Raw genomic sequence first — 24,493 nt, 5'->3', positions numbered from 1 at the left:
ATTTTGCCAAACAATTCAAGAAATAAATACGGAATTACTACAGCTCGACGGATGCTTGGTCCCTGACCGTGACTCCTTCCTGGAGCTTGAAGTCCTCCATGAGGCGAAATAGCGCTTCGTCCTTCATTTTGGCTTCAATCATGATGTCCAATCTTGGTGTTGTCGGCGCTATGGCGCGAAGGAATGTCATCAGGGGACCGATCTCAACATAATCGGCATGGCTTCTCGGGTCGGATTCGCTCTTGGGACTGGAAACGTGTATTTTGGGCGGAAGCGCCTCTTCAGGCGAAGGCAGGCTGATCTCCGGTCTTAACCACGTGCGCTGAATGCGCGGCCACATCTCGGCGGCGTCCTCTCCCTCGTTATTGACGGCGTGGTGATGAACGTCCAGAACCATGGGCACTCCGACGGTTTCCGCAATCTCCAGCGTCTCTCCGGCGGTGAACGTCTTATCATCATTCTCGAGCGTAATTCTGTGCCGGATCTCGGGACGGAGCGCTGCGAAATTCTGAATAAACCGTTTCGCGGCCTTCTGCTTATCCCCGTACGAACCCCCGACATGAATGTTGTACATGGCTTCAGGGCCGAACCCCATCGCGTCCAGCATCGCATTATGCCGCTCCAGATCGGCGACGGACTTCTGCAGCACATCGGCCTTCGGCGTACTAAGCACGGTGAAGTGGTCCGGGTGAAAGCTCACGCGCATGCCCCACTGCCTGGCGTAGGCGCCAAGCTCTTCGAATTCGGCGGAGAGCACGGGTATCGGATCCCAGTCTCCGAGCATCTCATGCCCGATAAGGGGAATGAACCTGGAGGAGAAGCGGAAAACCATGATGTCATGCGCCCGGTTATGGCGCAGCAGCCGGAGCGTATTATGAAGGTTTTCCGCGCCTATGCGCTCCAGCTTCCGTATCGCGGCCTCACGGTCCGCCAGCTTGCTGAAGTTGGTGGCTGTCATTGTTTTGGACGGCGAGGCGTTCTTGACGACCGTCGACATCGCCACATACCCGAGGCGAATCATCATGCCTGTGAACCTCCAAGAAGTCATGGTAAAAAATACTGTCTTAGGTTACCCAGGGTTCAGAAGCGCCATACCTTGAAGGTTCGCTTCCTTCACGTGGTTAGCGCCATGATGATCTTGAAGCTGCAAAAAGCCGCGACGCCGATCGGCAAAGGGCTTAGCGCCAGCATCCCCAGCATGGTTCCGCGGTCCTCTTTGCGCAGGATGATTATATTCCCGATCAACCATACAAGAATATATAGGGTTAAGGCTGCCGCGGCGACATACTTATCCTGCGTCGAAGATGGCGACATGAAGCCGTAAAAGCCAAATATCAGAAAGATGACGACATAGGGCGTCGGGATACCGAAAAGGATATTAAAAAGCCAGTAGGCGCGAAATTTTCTCAATACACTCATTCCTTCCGTGTTGCTAAATGCATCTACAGACTATTGTAGCTCTGCCGGACCGGGAGAATAAGTACTAACTTCTTGTAGTACCGCTTGCAGTACCACGGTATAAAAAAGACACCGTCCATCCGGACGATGTCTTCTTCTATTAAGCTTGCTCTCCGAAAAACATTTCGTGGGCGAGCTTCGTTTGGACGGTTGCCTCTTCTTCCGTCAGCCGGCGAACCAGCTCCATCTCCACCTGCGTCACTTCTTCGCCTTGGAAGTTGATTTCCGCGATGGAGGCCAGAATTTTGACAATTGCGATCGCCTGATTGTCAGGAGTATACGCAATCACCTTCTGCCCTGTCGGGAAGACGCGGAAGCCGCTTTTGACCATTTTGCCGCGGCCGTATTCCAACAGCTCGAACAACTCCTGCGCGGACTTGAATTTACAGACCGAATTGAATTCCGTTTGAAATCCCATGAGCATCTACTCCACATCAAAAGTATATTGGATATTTTGCTTCGCCGTATGCCGGTCAATAGCCAGACGAATCAGATCGTCCAGCAGCTCTGCGTAGGGTTTGCCCGATTCCTGCCATAACAGCGGGTACATACTGAAAGGCGTAAAGCCAGGCATCGTATTGATTTCGTTGATATAAACCTTCTGATCGGCTTTGCCCAGGAAGAAGTCAACACGGGATAAGCCGCTGCCGTCGATCGCCTGGAAAGCTTTAATCGCCAGCTCTCTGATGCGCTCTGATATCTCCGTCGGAATCTCCGCCGGAATGACCATCGCCGATTTGCCGTCTACATATTTCGCTTTGTAATCGTAGAATTCGTTCGAGGACACGATTTCACCGGCAACGGAAGCTTGCGGCTCGTCATTGCCAAGAACAGCGACTTCGATCTCCCGGGCATCGATATTTTCTTCAATAATCACCTTGCGGTCGTATTGGAAGGCGAAATTAACCGCCTGAATAAGCTCCTCTTGATTTCTAGCTTTGGAAATTCCAACGCTGGAGCCCAGGTTCGCCGGCTTTACGAAGCAAGGGTAGCCGATCGCCGTCTCGAGTTCAACGAGGTGATAGGCACGATTTCTCTCCCACTCCGCCCGTGTGAAATGACGGAAAATACATTGCGGAAGCCCTTCTTGCGCAAAGATCTTCTTCATCATGACTTTATCCATGCCGACGGCGGAAGCAAGCACCCCTGCTCCTACGTAAGGAACGTTCGCCATTTCCAATAATCCTTGGATCGTCCCGTCTTCGCCGAACGTACCGTGCAGCAGCGGGAAAATCACATCCAACCCTGCATCTTTCGTTCCAGCCTGCGCCGCTGCAGCGATTGCGACATCGCCTTTTTGCTGGACAGCGCCGAAAATAGGTGCCAAAGCATTAGAAACAGGTGCGTTGGCAGCATCTCCGCTGCTGAAGGTCAGCACCTCTTTCGATGTTATGGGAGCGAGTAGTGGAGCGCCGCTTCTCCATTCGCCACTTTTGGAGATATAAAACGGGATCACTTCATATTTCGTGAAGTCCACGGCTTTCATAACGGCCATAGCTGTCTGCAAGGACACGTCATGCTCTCCTGATTTCCCCCCATAGATGAGTCCAACCTTAATTTTGCCGCTCATTGCGTACCTCCGTCTAGTCGTTCTATTCCTTCATTCTTCATTAAAAACAGATCACATTTCATCAGCAACCCGAACGAAAACGTACTTGGTGCGCTCCGTCCAGGCAGGCGAATCTTTATAAGCCCAATAACGATTGCGGCTGTTATAGGTGTGCGCGTTGACGAGCGGCATGCCGTTGGCATCCTTGCCCGTCACAATTACATTGTGCTGGTACCGGCCATCGCCGTCCCAGTCATAAGAGATCGTGTCGCCCGGCTCAAGCTCGCGGGGATCTTCGACAGCATGGCCCTGCAGCCCTTTGCGGCTGTGCGCGAGAAAGCTTTGCAAGCTGTTGGCGACCGCCCAGGAGAAGCTCCAGAGCTCTTGATTGCCTCTTCGGCCCGCATACCACCAGCCCAAATCCCTTTTCCCAGTATAGTCCATTGGAGCCCCGCCTGCAAAGAGGCATTGCGAGACAAAATTCGTGCAATCGACTTCAAATTCCTCATACTTCGGATTGGGCGTTTGCCACCACGTTTCCGCATATTGGACGGCTTTGGGACGGTTATAAATGATTTTGCGGGAAACGAATTCCTGAGCTCCGCTGTTGAGTATACTATGGTTGATATACGGGAGGGACGGCGCCCTCCGGACCCCCTCCGATAATTGTTCCTGCTCAGGCAAAAAGACGCCCCGCTTGCCCGGGAACGATCGTTCCCCTTGCAGGGACTCCGTCGTTCTAACGAGCCAACGATTCGCCGTACTGTCGATGACGACGCGTTCCGACTCCATCCGCTCTTCGAGATGCGCAGCCGATCCGATCCGGTAGTGCAGCTGCCGGTGAAGCTGGATGTCCGCTATGATCCCATACGCGGTTTCCCGGACACCGGTGAGACGCAGCTTGGTCTCTCCTCGCAGCAGCTTGGCATCGCGTTCCCGAAAGCTTTCCAGGAGCCTGCGGGCCCTGATATCCTGCTTTCTTACAGAAGCGCTATCTGAGATATAGGCTTCTAGCGGCGCTGCGGAGCCTTCGAGCTCCGCTTGATTTTTGGCATGAACATAATGATAGAGCGCTGTTTTCCAGGACATCGGGGTAACCCTCCCAAAAAGTTTTTTTGCATGACAAAATGGCTGCGCAGTCGCTTGCTGGATAGGAATCATTCATTTATGGAAATTACGCTATGCGGCAAAATAACTGTTATCGTAGGACGAGCCCGATTTGCTTTGAATTGATTCAATATATGACATTTAAACGGTAAAAATGATTGAAATAAATCTTTACTCAATCACAGCGAAACGCTATACTTGAGATAGGGGATTAATGAAATTGGATTTCACTAGATGAAACACAATGGATGAAGATATTTAAAGGAGGAATAACCCATGTCCAATAAGGACACTTTTTCTGTGCGTAAGCAGTTAACTGTTGGAACGAAATCATTCCAGTACTACAGTCTTCCTGACTTCGAAAGCCAAGGTCACGGAACGATCAGCAATCTTCCTGTTTCCATTCGCGTATTGCTCGAAGCTGCGATCCGTCAATTCGACGGCCGCGCGATTACAAGCGACCACGTCAAACAAATCGCTGGCTGGGCTGAAGGCCGCGATGACAACAAAGAAATTCCTTTCATTCCAGCTCGTATCGTTCTTCAGGACTTCACAGGCGTTCCTGTCGTCGTTGACCTTGCGGCAATGCGTGCGACAATGGCTCGTGAAGGCGGAGACCCTAAACGGATCAACCCGCTTGTTCCTGTAGACCTTGTTATCGACCACTCTGTCATGGTTGACGCTTTCGGATCCCCGGATGCGCTCGACACGAACATTAACTTAGAATTCGAAAGAAACGAAGAGCGTTACCGTTTCCTTCGTTGGGCGCAAACTGCGTTCGATAATTTCCGTGCGGTTCCTCCGTCAACAGGTATTGTTCACCAAGTAAACTTGGAGTACTTGGCATCTGTTGCAGCTACCAAAACAATCGACGGCGAAACTGTCGTATATCCGGATTCCTTGGTTGGTACGGACTCCCATACAACGATGATCAACGGTCTTGGCGTTGTAGGTTGGGGCGTCGGCGGTATCGAAGCTGAAGCCGGTATGCTTGGCCAACCGTTGTACTTCGTTGCACCGGACGTTGTAGGTTTCAAATTGACTGGCCACTTGGCAGAAGGCGCTACGGCAACGGACTTGGCTCTGACTGTAACGCAAATTTTGCGTAAAAAAGGCGTAGTCGGCAAATTCGTCGAGTTCTTCGGTCCTGGTCTGAGCAACATCTCCCTGGCTGACCGTGCAACTGTAGCGAACATGGCTCCTGAGTACGGCGCAACCATCGGCTTCTTCCCAGTTGACCAAGAAACGCTGAACTACCTCAGAGGCACTGGCCGCGACGAAGAGCAAATCGCCCTCGTAGAAGCTTATTACAAAGCGCAAGGCATGTTCCGTACGGACGCTACGCCAGATCCTGTGTTCACGGATGTCCTTGAGCTTGATCTCGGTTCCGTCGTACCAAGCTTGGCTGGTCCTAAGCGTCCGCAAGACCGCGTTGAGCTTACGAACATGAAGGAGTCCTTCAACTCCATCATCCGTACGCCAATCGACAAAGGCGGATACGGTCTGTCTGAAGAGAAAATCAACGAGCAAGTCGATGTGGTCTATCCGAACGGCGATACTGTGAAAATGACGACAGGTTCCGTTGTTATCGCAGCGATCACTTCCTGTACGAACACATCCAACCCAAGCGTTATGCTGGGTGCAGGTCTTGTGGCGAAGAAAGCCGTAGCTCGCGGTTTGAGAAAACCGGCATTCGTGAAAAGCTCCCTGACACCTGGTTCCTTGGTTGTTACCGAGTACCTGGTGAAAGCAGGCTTGCTTGAGCCGCTGGAAGCTCTGGGCTTCCACGTTGCAGGTTACGGCTGCGCAACTTGTATCGGTAACTCCGGTCCGCTTCCGGATGAAGTTAGCAAAGCGATCGCTGACAACGATATGACGGTAGCTGCTGTTATTTCCGGTAACCGTAACTTCGAAGGCCGCGTTCATGCTCAAGTGAAAGCGAACTACCTGGGATCCCCTCCACTCGTTGTTGCCTATGCTCTTGCAGGTACAGTGAACATTGATTTGGCTAACGATCCGATCGGCTACGACCAAAGCAATCAACCAGTTTACCTCAAAGACATCTGGCCAACGAACCAAGAGATTCAAGAAGCTCTTGGCGTAGCGATGAGCGCAGACATGTTCCGCGACAAATACAGCAACGTATTCCGTGCGAATGAGCGTTTCAACCAAATCGCTATTCCGGAAGGCGACCTGTACGAGTTCGACACGAACTCCACTTACATTCAAGAGCCTCCGTTCTTCACGGATCTGGGTACGGTTCTGGATGATATCGCTGATATCCGCGGCGCGAAAACTTTGGCACTCATGGGCGATTCCGTTACAACGGACCACATCTCCCCTGCAGGTAACATCAAAGTTGACAGCCCGGCTGGCAAATACTTGATCGATCATGGTGTAAAAAGAGAAGACTTCAACTCCTACGGTTCCCGCCGCGGTAACCACGAAGTGATGATGCGCGGAACGTTCGCGAACATCCGTATTCGTAACCAAGTGGCACCAGGAACAGAAGGCGGCGTAACGACTTACCTGCCAACTGGCGAAGTGGAGTCCATCTACGATGCATCCATGAAATATCAAGAGAACGGCCAGAACCTCGTCGTTATCGCTGGTAAAGAGTACGGAACCGGAAGCTCCCGTGACTGGGCGGCAAAAGGTACGTTCCTGCTCGGCGTGAAAGCCGTTATCGCTGAAAGCTTCGAGCGTATTCACCGCAGTAACCTTGTCGGTATGGGCGTTCTTCCGCTGCAGTTCCTTGACGGAACTAGCTGGAAAACACTCGGTATCACAGGCCGCGAAACGTTCGATATCACAGGTCTGAGCAACGACGTTCAACCAGGTTCGACTGTAAAAGTAACGGCAACTCGCGAAGACGGAACAACCTTCGACTTCAACGTGCTTGTTCGTCTGGACAGCTTGGTTGATGTGGACTACTACCGTAACGGCGGTATTCTGCAAACTGTTCTTCGCCAAATCTTGGCTGAGAAGAACTAATAGCATAAGGATAACCGACAGGGCGATTCGCTCTGTCGGTTTTTTTGCGTTTGGGGCGGGCGCAGCGGCCTGCACACATAACAAGCGTAGCAGCGGCTCTCTGCCTCGGTGCGGTTCAGCAAGCTCAACTGCTTCGTGTAGGGCTTGCTGGGTTCATCCGCGAGGCTGCATGCCAGTCTCGGTACACCATTACCGAACACGAACTCTCATCCGTTTCCGCGAGAATTGCCGAGCTCTCTTCGGCTAGGCTGCCGTAAATGGAAATACTCCAGCTATTCCATCGATTCTTCGGCTCCTGAGGCTAATAGCGGGAATAACTCCAGTTAAAATAACTGTTGAAACGGCTAGCACGCCACTTTTCTCAGAAATAACTGGAGTATTTCCCGTTATCATGCCCACAGGGGCCCTATCTCGCTGAATTAACTGGAGGAATTCCTGTTACGGCTTGCTCGAGAGGAGGTTTGCCCCGTTTCAGTACCGCGGCGGTGGAATCCTGCAAAAACGCCAAGCGTCAAATGGAATCTCAGGGGCGTATTTCCAGTCCCCCATCCATACGGACAGATTGCTTTCGGCCCCCCACACTTCCATCCATTCCCAAAAGAAGTGTTAACGAGCAACCATGAATCCGCTTTCAAAAAGTCCGATAAACCCAGTCGTACCGCATGTTTGGGACACATTTCCAATAAATGTGGGTTGAGCCCCCTACAATCCCGTGCCTATAATTAGGAAAGCGAAAGGAGAGATGATGATGAAATCATTACAAAAGTTCATCCTCGTCATGCTGTTCGCGGCAATTGGTGTTACTTCTGCACTTGGCAGTTATACGCAAACCACCTACGCGGCAACAGCGGTTTTAAAACGAGGAAGCCAAAATGGGGATGTATGGGATCTTCAATTCCGTCTGAAAATGCTCGGCTACTATTCCAAGCCGATGGATGGCATATATGGGGAAAGCACGACGCAAGCTGTTCGAAATTTCCAAAGCAACTACGGATTAACGCCGGATGGCATTACCGGTTTAGATACATGGAACGCCCTGTACGACTTCTCGGCGAACCGGGCAGAGCTTGATATTCTCGCGAAACTCATCTATAGCGAAGCACGCGGGGAATCTTATGAAGGGCAAGTTGCCGTCGGTGCCGTTATTATGAACCGGCTTCAATCTTCACAGTTTCCGAATACGATTAAGGAAATCGCTTTTCAACCTGGTGCCTTTACCGCGGTGGACGATGGCCAGTATTGGCTAACGCCGGACAGAACCGCTTACCTGGCAGCCCAGGACGCTGTGAGAGGCTGGGATCCGACCAAAGGCGCTCTGTACTACTTCAACCCGCAAACAGCGACAAGCTCGTGGATCTGGTCGCGTCCGCAGACCGTGCAGATCGGGAATCATATTTTCGCGAAATAAGACATCACATCAGCAATCCCCCCAAACCCCAAACAAAGAGGCAGCCTGATCTTCGGATCAGTGCAGCCTCTTTTCTTCGTCAGAGCCCTCCATGGCTGAGGAGGAAGCCGCAGAGTCGGGGTTGGAGCTTGGGCTGGACCTTGGATTGGGGCCGGGGCTGGAGCTTGGGCCGAGGCTTGGGCTGAGGCCGGGACCGGAGCCTGCTTGCGGATCACCATCCGCATACCAAGGATTGAAATGCACGAGCACCTCATCCACCTCGGAATGAGCGCTCATAATTTTGTGCTTGATCAGACGGGAAATATCATGCCCTTCCTGAATCGTCAGCCTGCCGGGGACGCCGAGTCTGGCATCGACCAGGATATAGTGACCGTGCTCGCGTGCCCGCAAACGGTCGATGCGCTTAATCTCCGGGACGGACCGAATCTGCGTCTCATACTGCCGGATTTGCTCCATATTCACGCTGCGCTCCATTAGAATATCGAACGATTCGCGGCCCATTTCGTACGCCAGCTTCAGCACCAGGAAGGACACGATAATCCCGGCGACAGGATCCCCGTAAGCCAGGAACCCGTACCCCCAGCGGTCGCCGATCAGCGCTAAGCCAATCCCGACCGAAGCAGCGATGGAGGCATACACATCGGCCAAATGATCGTAAGCCGTGGCGATTAATCCTTTGCTGTTAAGGCGGCGTCCGACGCGCATGGTGTACACATAAAGGATTTGCTTGGAGATAAGGGATATGAGAGCCGCGATAAATGCAATCAAATGCGCCTCGCCCGCAGGCTCGAAAAGCGCATGAATCGAATGATACCCCATATAAATCGCAGCCCCGGCCAAAATGATCGCCACGATGAAGGCGCCGAGCACCTCGGCTTTCCCGTGGCCGTAGGGATGCTCGACATCCGCCGGCTTATTCGATACGCGCATGGAGCTGTACGCCGTCGCCGTCGCGATGACGTCGCCGGCATTGTGAATGCCGTCAGCGACAAGCACCTGGCTGTTGAATAAAAGGCCTACCGCAATCTTGATCGCTGTAAGCACAATATTGCTGGCGAGACTAATCCAGATCGCCAGCATCGAGGCTGTCTTCTTCATACGCGCCACTCCCTTCCGTCTTCTAGTATGAGCCTCCGGGAAGCAAAAAATCCCCTATCCATGACCCGGATAGGGGTGATTCTGCAACGATGCTGCCCTAACGCAGCATCGTGCCCATGCGCCGCGCCGCCTCCATAATGAGAGGCGCCTGCGCTTGCATTTCCTCCAGCGTCAGCCGGTTCGCTGGACCGGAAACCGCGAGAGCGGCGACAAGCCGGCCGCCGTGGTCCAAGATCGGTGCGGCCACCGCCGCCGCACCGGGCTCGCGCTCTTCCACGCTCGTAGCGAAGCCGGCGCGTTTCGTTTCGCTGAGCTGCAGCAGGAACGCCTGCTGGTCAAGCCCGGTCGGCCAATCGGCCGAGGCCAGCAGCTGCTGCTGCAGCGAGGGTTCCGCGAAGGCGACGAGCACCTTGCTCGAGGCGCCGACGTAGAGCGGCATTCGCGCCCCGACAGGGGCGACGCGGCGAATGGCGTGCGTGCTCTGCACGGCTTGGATGCGAATCCGCTCCAGGCCGTCCTGCACATACAACGAGATCGTCTCGCCGAGGAGATCGCGCAGCCGTTCCATTTCCGGCAGCAGGATGATGCCGGGGTCGCCCTCCTTGGAGAGGTTGGCGGACAGCTCCCATAGACGATAACCGAGCCGGTACTTATCCGTGGCGGCGTCGCGCATCACGAAGCCCTTGCCTTCCAGCGAAGCCAAGAGGCGGTGCACCGTACTTTTATGTAACTCCACACGGCTTGCAATCTCCGTCAATGTCAGCTCGGTCGCCCCGGTAAAACAGAGCATAATATCTAAAGCACGCTCAACTGCACGTACGGTCAGCTTGCTATCTTCCATGACTACCACCACTTTCACTGTATGTTTCCAGCCATGTAAACCTATATGATGTTTCACTATATGAAACCCAGTTATATCTAGTATAACCAAACTACATACGGGCGTAAAGGTCAAACATCTGTTTCTTCCATTGTTACAGAACGATTACAAGGGCTTTACATTTCCCGCACCCTCATTGACTTGAAAGCGCATTCAGAATAAGATAAAGATAATACATTACTTATCTGAATTTTTAGATAATTTTAACATTCTCCCGATATCACCCCAGAGCAGCTGATTTAACCACACTAATTCTATGGAGGGAGGGTGCTGCGATGCCATCAACATCTCTATCCCCTGGCTCAATTCAACCTACATTAGATCAGGTCGTTACCCGTCCGATTGTACGCAAAAGAAGGCTGATTCTCACCATCCTGATCTCAATCTTAACCTTATGCATGTCGCTGCTGCTTGCCTTTCATGCCTATATTGCGTGGACGCTGGCGCGGCCGCATATCGATCCGCTGCATTCCGATCCGATGCGAGCTGTCGGGCTTCCGTACAGCAGTATCACGTTCCCTAGCTTGAACGGCACTTCCCATTTGGACGGTTGGTTTATTCCAGCCCAATCCAATAAGACCGTCATTTTCTCCCACGGTTACGGAGGCAATCGCGAAGAGCTATGGGTTCCGCTCTACAATTTGGCCCGCGAGCTTCATATGCAGAGCTATAATGTGCTCATGTTCGATTACGGCTATGTCCAGCCGGGCAACGAACGGATCATGACCGGCGGCATCCAGGAATCGCAAGAGCTGCTGGGCGCCATCCAATATGTGAAGCACTTATCCGACGGACCGATCTATATCTGGGGCTTCTCCATGGGAGCAGGAACTGCGCTTCAAGCCGCTCTCCAACAAGGATCCGATATTTCAGGGATGATTCTGGACAGCACCTTCATGCTGAATCCGGATACGCTCTATCACAATATGAAGCAAGTCGTGAACGTACCGAAATTCCCGTCTCTCCCGCTCGTTCGCTTATTCTTTCCGCTATTGAACGGCGTGAGCTTGCGCGAAGTTCCGTATAAGAAGGTGACATCAACCGATTACTCCATGCCCATCTATTTCATTCATGGGACCGAGGATTCCAAGGCTCCTTACGAAATGGTAGAGGACATTTTCAAAGTACAGCATGATGCGCAGTCGAAGCTGTGGATCATTCCCAAAGCGCAGCATGAGCTGCTGTACCGCGCAGAACCGAAGAAATATGTAAGCACGACGCTCAGCTTCCTGAACGGGTTATCGACGCCAGCCCCGGCTGCCGTCCATTCATCCGGTATTCCCTCCTCCCTATAAAATCGACCCCTTGCGGGGTCGATATTTTTTTGCGGACATCCGATTCCGCCCTTTAGTCCATTTCATAAATCGAACCCGACTTGCTCGCGAACAGCTCCGCATACACCTTCTCCGCATAGGCGTCAGTCATGCCGGAGATATAATCGGCGACGAAGCGCGGCCAGCTCCAACTGCCCTTACGGCGTTCGTAGCTGTCGATCCAATCCGGCGGAATGATCCACATGCCGCGATCCTGATCGATGAAGCTTTCCCATAAGCGTTCGACGATGATCTCGCTGCGTTTCTGCAGACGCAGGACTCGGAAATCCTTGATCAACGTAACCCACGCCAGCTTCTTCAAAATTTCCATCGTCCGCAGCAGATTCATATCCTCCGCACCGTCTTTCACGAGCGCGACCTTCTTCCAGCCCCGTTCGGCATCGTCGAGAATGTCCAGCCGGCTGGCGAAGGAGCTTACCCAGCGCGCCTTCATCTCCCTGCGCGTGCGGGACTCCTCCCGGTTGCACTCAGCAAAAATTTGCTGCCATTGCTCGAGGTAATCCGTCAGCACTTGCCGGACCATCTTCTCGATATCGATCTGTTCCCAACCGAATTTGTGCTTGTTGGGGTCGTTCAGAATTTCCATCACCAAATGCCGGATGAGCCTCTGATCCTCAAAGAATGTAGCGTTCATCTGGATTTTGCCCGCGCGGATCCCGTCTTCGATGTCATGCGTCGAGTATGCGATATCGTCGCATAAATCCATCAGCTGTGCTTCCAGCGTAGAGCAGCCCTCAGGCATCTGCCACTGGTGCCGAAGCTCGCGGATGATCTCCCATTCGGAAGCATAGACCCCCTTGAGCCTTCCTTCCTCTTCCAGCAGGAACGGATACTTGTTAATGCCGAGCAGCACGGCGGCCGTGAGATCGAGCCCGCTTTCGCTGCCCGCCCGCTTCTCGAGGAACATCAAGATGCGGAAGTTCTGCGCGTTGCCCTCATATTTCAATCCGTGGTCCTTCATCAGAATATGGTTGAGTACTTCTTCCCCTTTGTGCCCGAATGGCGGATGTCCGAAGTCGTGGGCAATGGACGCGCATTCCACCACGGTAGGGTCAATGATAAGTCCCGGATGCTCTCTCTTTTGCAGAAAAGGGTTCGTCCGCTCCAGTCGCTTCGCTACTTCCCTGGCAATTTGGGCCACCTCCAGCGAATGCGTCAGCCGTGTCCGGTAATAGTCGCCGGAGCCGGCGCCAAACACTTGCGACTTGCCTTGAAGACGCCGAAACGTCGGAGATTGGATCAGCCTGGCGTAATCCCGTTCAAATTCATCCCGTTCTTCGCTCACTTTAGAGGAAGCGGCCTCGCCGGGCCGGTATTTTCGTATGTTGTTCATTCGCTTGCCCCCTCATCGTGCTCTTGCTGGCTTCTTTGATTATGTATCGTATATAGCTGGTTAATAAGCCGCTGCATTCCTTCAGCCGTTATTATCAGTTTATGCTACAGCATGTACGCCAGTTACCAGCAGCATTTTTTATTTATAAAAGAATACTATAACTATCCATCCCTCAACAAGTCACCTTGCCGCTTTCCATGCAAAAAAGGGATGATGCACAAGACCTTTGTCTTCATGCACATCCCCTTAACAATGAACTCATCGATTGATCAAAGAAAGGAACTCGGAGCGAAGCGTTGAGTCTGTCCGGAACGAGCCGCGCACAGCCGAGGTGATCGTCTCGCTGCCGTACTTCTTGACTCCTCTGGAGCACATGCACATATGCTCTCCTTCGACGACAACCATCACGCCGTGCGGCTTCAGCACTTCATCCAGGATGTCGGCGATCTCCGAAGTAATTCTCTCCTGCACCTGCAGCTTGCGGGTCACGACGTCGACCAGACGGGCGAACTTGCTCAATCCCGCTACTTTGCCGCTGGGCAGGTACCCAACGTGCACTTTCCCGAAGAAGGGCGCCATATGGTGCTCGCACTGACTGTAATAAATGATATCTTTGATAATGACCAGCTCTTCATGCTGCTCGTCGAACGTAACGCCAAGCACGTCGCGAGGATTCGCTTCATAGCCGGCGAAGATTTCCTCATACATCCGTGTAACGCGCGCAGGCGTGTCCAGCAAGCCCTCCCGGTCCACATCCTCGCCGATCAACCGCAGAATCTCCCTCACATGATGCTCAATCTGTTCGCGATTCTCAGCAACTCTCGTATTTTTGTATTCAATAGATGCCATCTTCTCTCCACTCCTCTTCTCATATCCTCTTCTCATAAACCTCAGCCCATGCACACCGTTAACACCTTGATCCCGTCCCTCATCGCCTTGCTGTCCTTGTGCGTTTTGGCCAACAGCATGCCGCCTTCCAGCAAGGAAACGATCGGCGTCGCCAGCTCCACCGGGGTCAATCCCTGCAGCGACAGCTCCCCCTGCTTACGTCCTTCCTGCAGGCAAGCTTCCACCTCTGCCGCCAGCTCGCTGAAGAAACCGCTAAGCGGCTTACGCAGCTCCTCCGAGCTGTCGCTCAGCTCCAGCGCCAAGTTGCCGAAGAAGCAGCCTTTGCGGCATTCATGCTGCTCGCAGAAGGTGATCATACGTTCGAATAAGGCCAGCACGCGCTGCTTCGGCGAAAGCTTGCTATTCCCCAGGCTCGGCTCCATAACGGACTGTCTCATTTCTTGCACCTTGCGCTCAATGACCCTTATGCCCAGTTCTTCTTTGCTTTTGAAATGATAATAAAAATTACTTTTGCATACTCCGCTGCTCGACAAAATATCCTCTAGTCCCGTCCCCTGAAAGCCATGATCATGAAATAGTTCCATCGCGGCCTCCAAGATGCGGTCTTTGTTGCTTGCCATCGACTAGCCACCTCTGAATCGTACTGGTATGTCCTAATTTCATGCTGTCCGGCCATAATAGGAAGGGCTCGTACTGCCCGCCGGTCGAACGGTTGGTCAGCAAAGCCCTCTGGAGTAGTTATCGCTCTTGTATTATTTCCACTTTTGGTTTTTCATCATTTGCTGCGCCTTGTTGATTTGCTGTTTATTCATGTTATAGCCCATTTGCTTGGCCATCTTGGCCAGCATTTCCGGATTGCTTTGCATCGCTTCCAGCTGTCTCTTCAAATAGAAGACGCCGATGAAAAATCCGCCCACTAAGCCCACAATCAACGTGAGAATGGGAATGATGTAACTCCACATAAGTATGCCCCCTGCAAGTGTAAATGGTGTATAGATTGCTTGCTTTATCATATCATTTCTGCCGAATAGTTTACAAATGGCTTGGCTGCATTTTACAGCACTTGCTCAATGAACAACGTCGTATGCTTCGCCAGATCGAGCTCCTTGATTTCCAGCTGGTTATCCGACTGGTCCTGCTTCACAATGCGTACGATCGGACGGCTCGGCAGCCCGCGATGCTGGCCGACAACGACCCCGGTCTCCCGGTTCGACAACCGTACGGAAGCTCCCGTCGGGTAGATGGACACGGTTTTCAGAAATTGAATGAGAACCTCCCGGTCCAGCTTCGTGCCCGCCAAAGCCATCATATGCTCGCAAGCCTCATACGGCAGCAAACGCCGCCCTTCCGAATCTCCGGATAGCAGATTGTCGTACATATTCGCAACTGCCGTTATTTTCGCATAAAGATGAATCTCATCGCTGGTCAACCCTCTCGGTATGCCGCCGCCGTCTAACGCTTCATGATGTTGGAATGCGACATGGGCGATGAGCAGACTGAACTCGCGTTTGTTCTTCAGGAGCTCAAACCCCCGCCAAGTATGGTGCTTCCGCTCATCCGGCGATTCGTCGTCATAGGTTAATTCAACCTTGCCGATGTCGTGCAGGAGTGCGCCGATGGCCAGTTCTTTCAGCTGCGTCACGTTAAAGCCCATATTGATCCCTATGAGAACGGACATCATACAGACGTTCGTCGCATGAACGTACTTCTCGTTATCTTTCGTCCGGATATCGGTCAACTGGACGAGCACGTCACGGTTCTTCATCACTTCATCCAGCAGCGTGTCGATCGAAATGCTCATGGCACGGGAATTGAATTCCTTGCCCGAGCGGATCGCGGCGAAGGTCTGCCCCATCTGCTGCATGACGATGCGTTTCGTCTCCTCCGAAAGGAGCTCCGGAATCTCCACATCTTCCAGATTGGGATCCTTGATATACACCATCGTAATGCCGATCCGGTTCAACGTATTAATCATGAAGACCGTCAGCTGCACACCTTCGGAAAGCAGAATCGATCCATTGCCGGCGAAAATGGTGCGCCCCAAATATTGCCCCGGCTCCACGGTATCCAGATGTACGTATTTCATAGGCTCCCCCTGCCCGCTTCGGTCCTGGCCACAGGCCGTTCCAGATCCAACAGCTTCACTTTGATGTCCAGACCGCCGCCGTAACCGACCAGATCCCCGCCGGCGCCAATGATCCGGTGACACGGAATCATGACGGGAATCGGATTCTTATTGTTCGCACCGCCGACCGCTCGGACCGCTTTCGGAGATTGAATGGCTTCGGCAATATCTTTGTAGGAAGCCGTCGTACCGTAAGGAATATCGCACAAGGCCGCCCATACTTTTTTCTGAAAATCCGTCCCCCGCAAATCCATCTCCCCGTCAAAACGCAGGCGTTCCCCGCTGAAATATTGCTCCAGCTGCCGGACTGCCGGCGACAGCCGGGACGCTTGCTCTTGCAGCTCATAGCCGCCGTACCAGCGGTCCGCCCATTGCCACAGCTCGTCTTGGTTATCTGCGAATGATCCGAAAGCGATCCGGCAGAGCCCCTTGGAGCTTGCTACCAGCAGGAGCGTGCCTATCGGGGAATTAATCTCCGTATAGTAAAGGACGTTCGAATCCGCTTGCTGTCGTGATGTCATGTCGATTCCATCTCCCTTGAACTTGCTGCAACCGCTGCGATCGCTTTCTCAATATCTTCCCGTACGGCCGGCTCCCTCTCGTCCTGCTGCGCCTTCTCCAAGGCCGCAGCCGCGTCTTCGCCGCCGATCCGCCCGAGCGCCCATGCCGCCGTCGCTCGGATCTCAGGCCGCGGATCGGCCTGCAGCAGCTCGTTGAGGACCGGCACTGCCGTACGGTCCTTGAAATTCCCAAGCGCGATGATGGCGTTGCGCTGGATCGGCCTCTTGCCCCGCCAAGACGCCGCGATGCGGCCGTATTGTTCTTTGAAGTCCTTGTTGGACATTGTCAGCAAGGGGATCAAGAGCGGCTTGACCTTCTCCGGGTCAGGCTCGAATTCCGGATGATGCGTCCAGTTCATCCCCTTGTTCTTGGGGCAGACGATCTGGCACGTATCGCAGCCATAGAGGCGGTTGCCGATCTTCAGCTTGAACTCGTCCTCCACATATCCCTTCGTCTGCGTGATGAAGGAGATGCAGCGGGATGAGTTCAGCTGCCCTGGGCCGACGATCGCCCCGGTGGGACACGCATCGATACAGATCGTGCAATCGCCGCATTGGTCCATCATCGGGGTATCTGCTGCGAACGGGATATCTGTAATCATCTCGCCGAGATATACCCACGATCCCCACTCGGGGGTGATCACGGCGCAGTTCTTGCCGGACCAGCCGATCCCGGCCCGTTCGGCAACGGCCCGGTCGACCAGCGCGCCTGTGTCGACCATGCTCTGCAGCCTCGCGTCAGGCATCCGTTCCGCGATGAAAGCCTCCAGCTTCGCAAGCCGGTCGCGAAGCACATCGTGGTAATCTCGCCCCCATGAGGCGCGCGAGATGATCCCCCGGTACGCGCCGGGCTCCGAGCGCGGCGGGTTCGCCAGCTTCGACGGGTACGCCACCGCGATGGAGATGATCGACCGCGGCGCCTCCATGCTCAGCTCGGGGCGCACCCGCTTCTCTATATCCGGCTCTTCGAAGCCGGATTCAAACCCCTTCTCACGGTGACGGAGAAGGATGTCTTTCAATTCCGTGAACGGCTCCGCCGTTGTGAAGCCGATCTTATCAATACCGAGGGACGGCGCGGCTTCCACGATCTCTTGCTGTAGTCTGCTGATATCTGCTTTCGTTGCTGTCTCCATGGAAAGAGCCATTCGCCCCCACCTCTCTTCTATAGGTTTAATCCAGCTTGGCGGCCATGGCGAAGGGCCATAGCACGTACTCCGCACGGCCTTGAATCATGCTGGCCGGAACGTCCCCGAACCTGCGGCTGTCAGCGCTAGCCGACGCATGGCGGTTATCGCCCATCACGAAGACATGGCCGTCCCTGACACGCGCCGGACCGAAATCGCCGTCTTCGATAAGCGAGTTCGTGTACGGCTCTTCGAGCTTCCGTCCGTTCACATAGAGCGCCCCGTCGATGCCCTGCACTTCGTCGCCTCCGACGGCGACGACCCTTTTGACCAGGAAGGCATGCTGCGTGAAGGCATGCTCCTCGTTCTCTTTGAGGATCACAATCTCCCCGCGCCCAGGAGCTTTCAAGTACGTAACCGCCCGATTCACGAACAGCCATTCACCCTCCTGCAGCGTAGGGTCCATCGAGTGGCCGCGAACCGTGGACAGGTTGAATCCGTACTGATGCACGAGAATAACGACAAGAAGAGCTACGAGAATGGATTTCGTCCAATCCCACAGCTCATGGGTCAAGCTTCTGGTTTCCGTCTGCTTCCCGGTTCCAGAACTGGAAGCTGCTTTATTCGATTCATTGCGCCCTACAAAGAAGCTCATTCAGGCTCCTCCGTTCCTATGCTTTTCCCACTCTTCGTAGTAATGCATGACCCACTCGTCCTGAAAAGGCGGCTTGTCCGTGCCCGCCAGCGCCAGAATGGCAGCCAGCCCTTCCTTCACTTTGGATTCTACAAGCGCAGAATAGTGATAATTCAGTTTATGGCGCTCATATTCATCCTGATCCACAACGTGAACGGAACCGTCGGGCATTCGAATGACATCCAAATCGTAATCGATATAAGTCAGCACCTGCTGAGTCACGTACATGGGAGAGGCCACATTGCAGTAGTACCTCACCCCTGTTTCCTCAATGAGTGCAACAATGTTGAACCACATCTTGGGGATGAAAAAAGATACGCCCGGAATACGGCTGACCCATTCCTTGCCGTCCGCTTCTTGTATTTTGGTCTGGCTATTGATGAATACCATCATCCCTTGCTGGAGGTGCTCGGCATGCAGGATGCTCGGCGGTACCCGCCAATTCGTGAGCCACATCCGGTGTAGATGTCCGTCATGTTTGAAGCTTTTTATCACATAAGGCGTGAAAATATCCATGTCTCAAAGCTCCTCTGTTGATAGCTGCCGATAAGTTCCCCTATTATATAGAAAAGCATATCTGACCCCCAAATGCAATGGCGGCACCGATATGCTTTCCTCAACTTGCTTCTATGCAATTTCTTCCGTTCGAACAAGCTTATACGCTGATCTTTTTCACGATGCTCAGACGGTGCGCAGCACGGGAAAAATCGTTGGAGCTATAGCCTGCCGACTCGTATACAGGGAGTACAACTTCATTATGGACGTCGACCGTTACCATAATTTTGTTCACGTTCCGGTGGAGGAACCTTTGCTTCATTGCTTCGATCAATGCTTTGCCGATACCCTTGCGCTGATATTCTGCGGCAACTGCAATGCGATAGAAATAGCCGTTGTTGTTATCGATGGTGCCGATGATCATGCCCACGATTTCTGATTCTTCTTGTGCGACAAGCACAAGCTCCGTATCCCAAGAAAGCTGGCGAGCAAAAGCTTCCATCGTTTCTTCATAGCAAGTTTCCGACAAAACATCTTCTAAGAGTGCTGTCACCGAAGACGTATCACTAAGCTGAAATGAACGAACATGCATACGGTTCTCTCCCAATCCTCTATGAATTTGTTAGGACTTTTTTTGTGGTAAATTAGTAAATACGACAAAAAAGTACGGAATCCTGCTGAAAATGTGTTAAAATTCACAAAAATCTTTGTTTTTTTCTAAAATTCTCGTGAAAGCGCTTAAATGCAAGCGTTTTCAACAAATTGCGCGCGAAATAGCGTTTTCTTCGGCGATCATTTCCCCACCGACAAGGTCGCACTTGCTCCGGTCATACACTTGCTCCGCTCTCCGAATTCATCCCCCGCTCTGCTCACGCGTTGAATCCGCTCGTTGAAGCCGACGCCCCTGCCCGGTTCTAGCGGACACAGCGGACGCTATTTCCACGATAAGCGGCGACTTCCACTTCTTACGGACACCAGCGTACTTATTCGCCGATTTATCCGCTCAATCAAGCCCATTTGAGCAAAATAGCGGCTTCGGTGTCCGTTGCATTCATAAAGAGGCCCCTTTGCCTCAAATAAGGGCCTCCCTGTCTGTTAGCGCAGCGCGGACCTCGCTAACACCGCAAAGCTGGCATGCCCACAGAACGGAGTGGTGCATAACAAACTTGTTGCCGACGCCCTGCCCGGTTCTAACGGACACAGCGGACGCTATTTCCACGATAAGCGGCGACTTCCACTTCTTACGGACACCAGCGTACTTATTCGCCGATTTATCCGCTCAATCAAGCCCATTTGAGCAAAATAGCGGCTTCGGTGTCCGTTGCATTCATAAAGAGGCCCCTTTGCCTCAAATAAGGGCCTCCCTGTCCGTTAGCGCAGCGCGGAACTCGCTAACAACGCAAAGCTGGCATGCCCACAGAACGGAGTGGTGCATAACAAGCTTGTTGCCGACGCCCTGCCCGGTTCTAACGGACACAGCGGACGCTATTTCCACGATAAGCGGCGCCTTCCACTTCTAACGGACACCAGCGTCCTTATTCGCCGTATTCGACGCTCAATCAAGCCCGTTTGAGCAAAATAGCGGCTCCGGTGTCCGTTGCATTCATAAAGAGGCCCCTTTGCCTCAAATAAGGGCCTCCCTGTCCGTTACCGCAGCACGGACCTCGCTAACACAGCCTGCCTAACAAGCCGGCAGGCAGACGCAAAAAAAGAGTAAGCATCCGCTTACCCTTTTGCCGTAATAACATCCGCGACAGGCTGCTTAGGCCCGCGATATTTATAGTAGAAGGCCAGCCCGATCAGCGCCAGGCCATTCAACGCGAAAACCAATGGAATGCCGATCCACCCGCCCAGGAAGCCGCCGATCATCGGTCCGGTCATCGTGCCTAACTGCGTGGCGGATTGGTTCAATGAGAACGCCCTGCCTCGAAAGCCGGCATCCGTGAACTTCACGATAAGTGCGTTCAACGCCGGATACACAGCGGCAAAAAACAGCCCGTAGCTGAATCTCAAGATCCCGAACGCAATTAGACTATGCGTGGTAAGCTGCAGCAAGTTGCCGATCCCGCCGCCGATAAGTCCGATGAACAGCGTTCGGGAGTAGGTCAGCTTCTGCCCCAGCTTGCCCCACCTCGGCGCAGCAATGACCGTCGCTACGCCGACAGCCGAGAAGATGATCCCTGAGCTCAGCGACGCAGAGCTTTGGCTGCCGCCGAGCTGCAGCACATAGATCGTAAGCAGCGGCTCTACGATCATAACCGAAGTCGCCACCAGCATGGTGATGCCGAGGATGACCATGAAAGACCGGTTATGCCCGGCCGACTTCAAGTCTTCCCACACGCTGGACCGTTCCGCCGAACGGTTGAAGTTCTTCTCCTTGGCGCCGAACAGCCCGATGAAAGCGGCCACCAGAACGACACAGCCGGAGACGAGGAACGACTCCCTGTTTCCCACCCAGTGGGAGACGAACCCGCCCACCAGCGGTCCGATGACGCTGCCGGCAGCGCCGGCCGTGGACATGACGCCCAGCGCATACCCGACCTCTTTCTCCGGCGTGTTCGTGGCGACCAGCGCAATCGACGCGGGAACGAATCCCGCCAGCAGTCCCTGAAGAATACGCACGACCAGGAACAGATAAGGATCGTGAACGAAAAAGGTCGCAAAATAAAGAACGCTTAAACTGAACCCCGATCGAATGAGCATCGGTTTGCGACCGTATTTGTCGGCAAGCGATCCCCAATAGGGTGCAATTAAAGCGCTAGCTAGAAAGGTGATGCCGAATGTGATGCCTGACCAGGCTTCCAGCCCCTTCTCAATCCCAAGCTCCGTGTGCAGGAAGATTGGTAGAAAAGGAATTGAAATGGTATACGCCATCCCGCAAAAAAATACGCCGATCCACAATGTAACAAGATTTCGTTTCCATGAAAATTCCATGTGCTTCCCCTCCGTTGCCTTCCCATCACCTTATTTTATCATCTTTGCGGCTATTCGAGAAATTTTAAATCGCCTGCACGCCAAAAAGCCACCTCTCAGTGGCTTTCCAATGTTTCCTCATGCAGCAATTTCCGGGTCAAATGATAGACCAAGATGTACATCACAAATACGACAACATAGACAAAAGGGGAGTACCCCAGCTTCCAGCCCTTGAACTTGAAAACTCCGCATAACACAGCCAACCACTCGAAGAACACCGAAAGCCCCGAGTACAGAACCACATACAAGACGCGCCATACGCCTTTGAGCTGCCATTTGTCATAGAAATACATAAAGAAATACGTATAGGGCGGATAGTTGACGTAATAAATAACGGCATCGATGATTTCATATTTCGAACTGTCGCTGACATCATAGAGATCGAACGGTTTCACGGCAATCAGCGAATCCACGGATTGGGACAGGAACACGGTGAATACGCAGTAGACCGTTATAGCGGCCGGGGAGAACCGTTTCGGAAGCAGAAACGCAATGATTAAAGTAACCGCCAGTGAAATCAACGTGAACCACTCGTTCAGATCAAAACGCTCAGGTGGATAGAGGATCACGGGCATCACGCTTTCCAAGCAATTTTCTAAACACAAGACTGAAGCAGTAAGACTCCAACAGAACGGCGTACCACACGACGATCGCATAGCCGATATTCCAACCGGTCAGTTTCAGAACATGTAAGGCCTGAAAGAGGTGATACGAACCGGTAAGCGCTGAGAACCACAAGCAAATGTATAGCAATTTGAGCGGAAACTTTATATTCGGTTTATAAAACGAGACGAGCAGCCAAAGCGTAACGATCGGGTAAAGGATCATCTGGTTTATTTTGAAAAATACAAACGCTCCAAGTGTCGGAGTAAATTCAAGCAATTTTAAATTGTCTAGAACCGCTGAATGCAGCTGCTCAATGGCGACGACGATAGCCATATAATACACCAGCTTTTCGATGCTTCTGAAGCATGGGGGAATCCATCGGATGGAATATAGAGCCCATACGGATACAAGGCATGCGCAAGCATTGTATAAAAACACAAAACAGCCTCCTGCGGGGAAGAAGATTTTACCTTACTATGCCCCATTGGAGACTCCATATGCACTTATTAGCCGATCGTAATTTTACCCTCGGGGTAGCGGAAATGCTCTTTCTCCGGCGAAGGAATCAAAATGTAGGCTAGCGTAACGGGACCAAGCCGTCCGACGAACATGAGAACGACGAGGAACACTTTACCGAACTCCGTCAGCTGCGACGTTAATCCGAGTGACATCCCCGCCGTGGCGTAAGCCGAGGTCACTTCGAACAGCACTCCGAGGAAAGGATAGCTCTCCGAAATAGTGAGAGCGATGGTGGAGATGACGATCAAAATAAAGGACAGTAACGTAAACGTAATCGCCTTATAAATCCGGTCCTTCGAAATGCGTCGGCGGAACAGCACGATCTCTTCGTTCCCCCGCATCATGGCTATTACTGCGCCCACGAGGATAACGAACGTCGTCACTTTAATACCGCCGCCGGAAGAACCGGGCGCCGCTCCGATAAACATCATAATAATGATAAAAAATTGCGTAGCCTGCCGCATGGACGGAATATCGATCGTATTGACCCCGGCCGAACGGGCGGACACCGATTGAAGCAGCGCGCTGAGCGTTTTCCCTAAGGGAGACAGCGGCTGCAGCGTATTCGCATTCGTAAACTCGAATACGAGAATAACCAAGGCACCGACGAAAATCAACGCGCCGGATGCGCTGAGCACAACTTTGCTGTGTAGGGTAAGCTTCTTGTTCTTGGGATACGTCAGCAAGTCGGAAATCACGATAAACCCGATCCCGCCGAGAACGATCAGGATCATCGAGACCAGGTTCACGAACGGATCCTCGACATAATGCATCAGGGAGCCCGGCCGGTCAGGCAAGCTGCCGAACAGGTCGAACCCGGCATTGTTGAAGATCGAGATGCTGTGGAAAATGCCGAAATAGACGGCTTGTCCGACCGGCAGCTCGAAGGACCAGCGAACCGCGAGCAGCAGCGCTCCGGCGAGCTCGATACAAAGCGCGTAGATCAGAACTTTGCGGACAAGCCGGACGATCCCTTCCGTCGATTCATGGTTCATCGCCTCCTGCAGGATCAGACGTTCCTGGAACGAGATCCGGCGGCGCAGGACGAGCGCGATGAGCGTGGACATCGTCATGAAACCGAGTCCGCCGATTTGGACGAGCACAAGGAGCACGATTTCGCCGAAGGCGGAGAGATGTGCGCCTGTATTGACGACGGACAGGCCGGTCACACAGGTGGCGGAGGTCGCCATGAACAAGGCATCGATCCAGCTCAACTTGCCTTCCCCTGCTAAGGCGGCAGGCAGCGACAGCAGGAAGGATCCCGTCAGGATCATCAGGACGAAGCCGAGCGACAAGACCTTAGGCGGGCTTAGACGAAATTTTTTATTGGCATTCATTGGCATAATGGAAGCTCCGTGCGATTTATGATTTGCTGCAATTGTATAAT

The 24,493-nt window shown here is 53.0% G+C and carries 25 protein-coding genes; 3 read left to right on the top strand and 22 right to left on the bottom strand.

Annotated elements, in window-relative coordinates:
• Window positions 1-37: 37 nt before the first annotated feature.
• The 5 genes from uvsE to J2X61_RS33895 form a co-directional block, all read right to left on the bottom strand.
• Window positions 38-1,024: a UV DNA damage repair endonuclease UvsE gene (gene uvsE, locus J2X61_RS33915; protein ID WP_310194661.1), complete on the bottom strand. Its 987-nt coding sequence runs from the start codon at window positions 1,022-1,024 to the stop codon at window positions 38-40.
• Window positions 1,025-1,113: 89 nt separating this feature from the next.
• On the bottom strand, window positions 1,114-1,410 hold the full coding sequence (locus J2X61_RS33910) for a hypothetical protein (protein ID WP_310194657.1): 297 nt from the start codon (window positions 1,408-1,410) through the stop codon (window positions 1,114-1,116).
• A 148-nt stretch (window positions 1,411-1,558) separates the two neighbouring features.
• Window positions 1,559-1,876 (bottom strand): hypothetical protein, encoded by a 318-nt coding sequence (locus J2X61_RS33905; protein ID WP_274472249.1) that lies wholly within the window; start codon window positions 1,874-1,876, stop codon window positions 1,559-1,561.
• A 6-nt stretch (window positions 1,877-1,882) separates the two neighbouring features.
• Entirely contained in the window at window positions 1,883-3,028 is a 1,146-nt protein-coding gene (locus J2X61_RS33900) for a D-alanine--D-alanine ligase (RefSeq protein ID WP_310194655.1), read from the bottom strand.
• Window positions 3,029-3,079: 51 nt separating this feature from the next.
• Window positions 3,080-4,096 carry an amidase domain-containing protein gene (locus J2X61_RS33895; RefSeq protein ID WP_274472247.1) on the bottom strand — a complete coding sequence of 339 codons (1,017 nt, stop codon included), beginning with the start codon at window positions 4,094-4,096 and terminating at the stop codon, window positions 3,080-3,082.
• Window positions 4,097-4,390: 294 nt separating this feature from the next.
• On the opposite strand from J2X61_RS33895, the gene acnA reads away from it, so the two are divergent.
• On the top strand, window positions 4,391-7,108 hold the full coding sequence (gene acnA / locus J2X61_RS33890; RefSeq protein ID WP_274472246.1) for an aconitate hydratase AcnA: 2,718 nt from the start codon (window positions 4,391-4,393) through the stop codon (window positions 7,106-7,108).
• 748 nt (window positions 7,109-7,856) lie between these two features.
• A complete protein-coding gene (sleB, locus tag J2X61_RS33885; protein ID WP_310194649.1) occupies window positions 7,857-8,516 on the top strand; it encodes a spore cortex-lytic enzyme in 660 nt (219 codons plus the stop codon).
• 57 nt (window positions 8,517-8,573) lie between these two features.
• Here sleB and J2X61_RS33880 read toward each other — a convergent pair whose 3' ends face one another.
• Together J2X61_RS33880 and J2X61_RS33875 are read right to left on the bottom strand one after the other, a co-directional pair.
• The gene (locus J2X61_RS33880; RefSeq protein WP_310194646.1) at window positions 8,574-9,614 is read right to left on the bottom strand and encodes a cation diffusion facilitator family transporter; all 1,041 of its coding nucleotides are present in this window, start codon (window positions 9,612-9,614) and stop codon (window positions 8,574-8,576) included.
• 97 nt (window positions 9,615-9,711) lie between these two features.
• A complete protein-coding gene (locus J2X61_RS33875; RefSeq protein ID WP_310194714.1) occupies window positions 9,712-10,455 on the bottom strand; it encodes an IclR family transcriptional regulator in 744 nt (247 codons plus the stop codon).
• A 314-nt stretch (window positions 10,456-10,769) separates the two neighbouring features.
• On the opposite strand from J2X61_RS33875, the gene J2X61_RS33870 reads away from it, so the two are divergent.
• Entirely contained in the window at window positions 10,770-11,789 is a 1,020-nt protein-coding gene (locus J2X61_RS33870; protein WP_274472243.1) for an alpha/beta hydrolase, read from the top strand.
• 52 nt (window positions 11,790-11,841) lie between these two features.
• On the opposite strand, the gene J2X61_RS33865 is transcribed toward J2X61_RS33870, so the two are convergent.
• The 15 genes from J2X61_RS33865 to J2X61_RS33795 all read right to left on the bottom strand — a co-directional run bounded on the left by J2X61_RS33865 (window position 11,842) and on the right by J2X61_RS33795 (window position 24,443).
• Window positions 11,842-13,161 (bottom strand): deoxyguanosinetriphosphate triphosphohydrolase family protein, encoded by a 1,320-nt coding sequence (locus J2X61_RS33865; RefSeq protein ID WP_274472242.1) that lies wholly within the window; start codon window positions 13,159-13,161, stop codon window positions 11,842-11,844.
• 258 nt (window positions 13,162-13,419) lie between these two features.
• Window positions 13,420-14,010 (bottom strand): GTP cyclohydrolase I FolE, encoded by a 591-nt coding sequence (gene folE, locus J2X61_RS33860; protein ID WP_274472241.1) that lies wholly within the window; start codon window positions 14,008-14,010, stop codon window positions 13,420-13,422.
• 41 nt (window positions 14,011-14,051) lie between these two features.
• Window positions 14,052-14,630: a TetR/AcrR family transcriptional regulator gene (locus J2X61_RS33855; protein WP_274472240.1), complete on the bottom strand. Its 579-nt coding sequence runs from the start codon at window positions 14,628-14,630 to the stop codon at window positions 14,052-14,054.
• Between the two features lie 132 nt (window positions 14,631-14,762).
• On the bottom strand, window positions 14,763-14,972 hold the full coding sequence (locus tag J2X61_RS33850; RefSeq protein ID WP_274472239.1) for a YneF family protein: 210 nt from the start codon (window positions 14,970-14,972) through the stop codon (window positions 14,763-14,765).
• 92 nt (window positions 14,973-15,064) lie between these two features.
• Window positions 15,065-16,096 carry an HD-GYP domain-containing protein gene (locus tag J2X61_RS33845; RefSeq protein WP_310194642.1) on the bottom strand — a complete coding sequence of 344 codons (1,032 nt, stop codon included), beginning with the start codon at window positions 16,094-16,096 and terminating at the stop codon, window positions 15,065-15,067.
• Window positions 16,093-16,656, bottom strand: a complete 564-nt coding sequence (locus J2X61_RS33840; RefSeq protein WP_310194640.1) for a methylated-DNA--[protein]-cysteine S-methyltransferase — start codon at window positions 16,654-16,656, stop codon at window positions 16,093-16,095. Before J2X61_RS33840 ends, J2X61_RS33845 begins: the two co-directional genes overlap by 4 nt.
• Window positions 16,653-17,840, bottom strand: coding sequence for a tRNA epoxyqueuosine(34) reductase QueG (queG, locus tag J2X61_RS33835; RefSeq protein ID WP_310194637.1), 1,188 nt, complete (start codon window positions 17,838-17,840; stop codon window positions 16,653-16,655). Before queG ends, J2X61_RS33840 begins: the two co-directional genes overlap by 4 nt.
• Before the next feature lie 25 nt (window positions 17,841-17,865).
• On the bottom strand, window positions 17,866-18,474 hold the full coding sequence (gene lepB, locus J2X61_RS33830; RefSeq protein WP_310194634.1) for a signal peptidase I: 609 nt from the start codon (window positions 18,472-18,474) through the stop codon (window positions 17,866-17,868).
• Complete coding sequence (locus J2X61_RS33825; protein ID WP_274472234.1) at window positions 18,475-19,029, bottom strand: DUF402 domain-containing protein; 555 nt, start codon at window positions 19,027-19,029, stop codon at window positions 18,475-18,477.
• Window positions 19,030-19,168: 139 nt separating this feature from the next.
• Window positions 19,169-19,600: a GNAT family N-acetyltransferase gene (locus tag J2X61_RS33820; protein ID WP_274472233.1), complete on the bottom strand. Its 432-nt coding sequence runs from the start codon at window positions 19,598-19,600 to the stop codon at window positions 19,169-19,171.
• A gap of 756 nt (window positions 19,601-20,356) precedes the next feature.
• Entirely contained in the window at window positions 20,357-20,485 is a 129-nt protein-coding gene (locus J2X61_RS33815; protein WP_310194631.1) for a hypothetical protein, read from the bottom strand.
• Between the two features lie 248 nt (window positions 20,486-20,733).
• Window positions 20,734-21,942: an MFS transporter gene (locus tag J2X61_RS33810; RefSeq protein ID WP_310194629.1), complete on the bottom strand. Its 1,209-nt coding sequence runs from the start codon at window positions 21,940-21,942 to the stop codon at window positions 20,734-20,736.
• A gap of 95 nt (window positions 21,943-22,037) precedes the next feature.
• Complete coding sequence (locus J2X61_RS33805) at window positions 22,038-22,550, bottom strand: hypothetical protein (RefSeq protein ID WP_274472231.1); 513 nt, start codon at window positions 22,548-22,550, stop codon at window positions 22,038-22,040.
• Entirely contained in the window at window positions 22,531-23,025 is a 495-nt protein-coding gene (locus tag J2X61_RS33800) for a hypothetical protein (RefSeq protein WP_310194625.1), read from the bottom strand. Before J2X61_RS33800 ends, J2X61_RS33805 begins: the two co-directional genes overlap by 20 nt.
• A gap of 68 nt (window positions 23,026-23,093) precedes the next feature.
• Window positions 23,094-24,443 (bottom strand): TrkH family potassium uptake protein, encoded by a 1,350-nt coding sequence (locus J2X61_RS33795; RefSeq protein WP_310194622.1) that lies wholly within the window; start codon window positions 24,441-24,443, stop codon window positions 23,094-23,096.
• Window positions 24,444-24,493: the final 50 nt, after the last annotated feature.

The organism is Bacillus sp. 3255 (assembly GCF_031456485.1).
In the GTDB taxonomy this organism is placed as follows: Bacteria; Bacillota; Bacilli; order Paenibacillales; family NBRC-103111; genus Paenibacillus_E.
The sequence above is the reverse complement of the archived record's forward strand: the minus strand, read 5'-3'. Positions and strand labels throughout refer to the sequence as shown.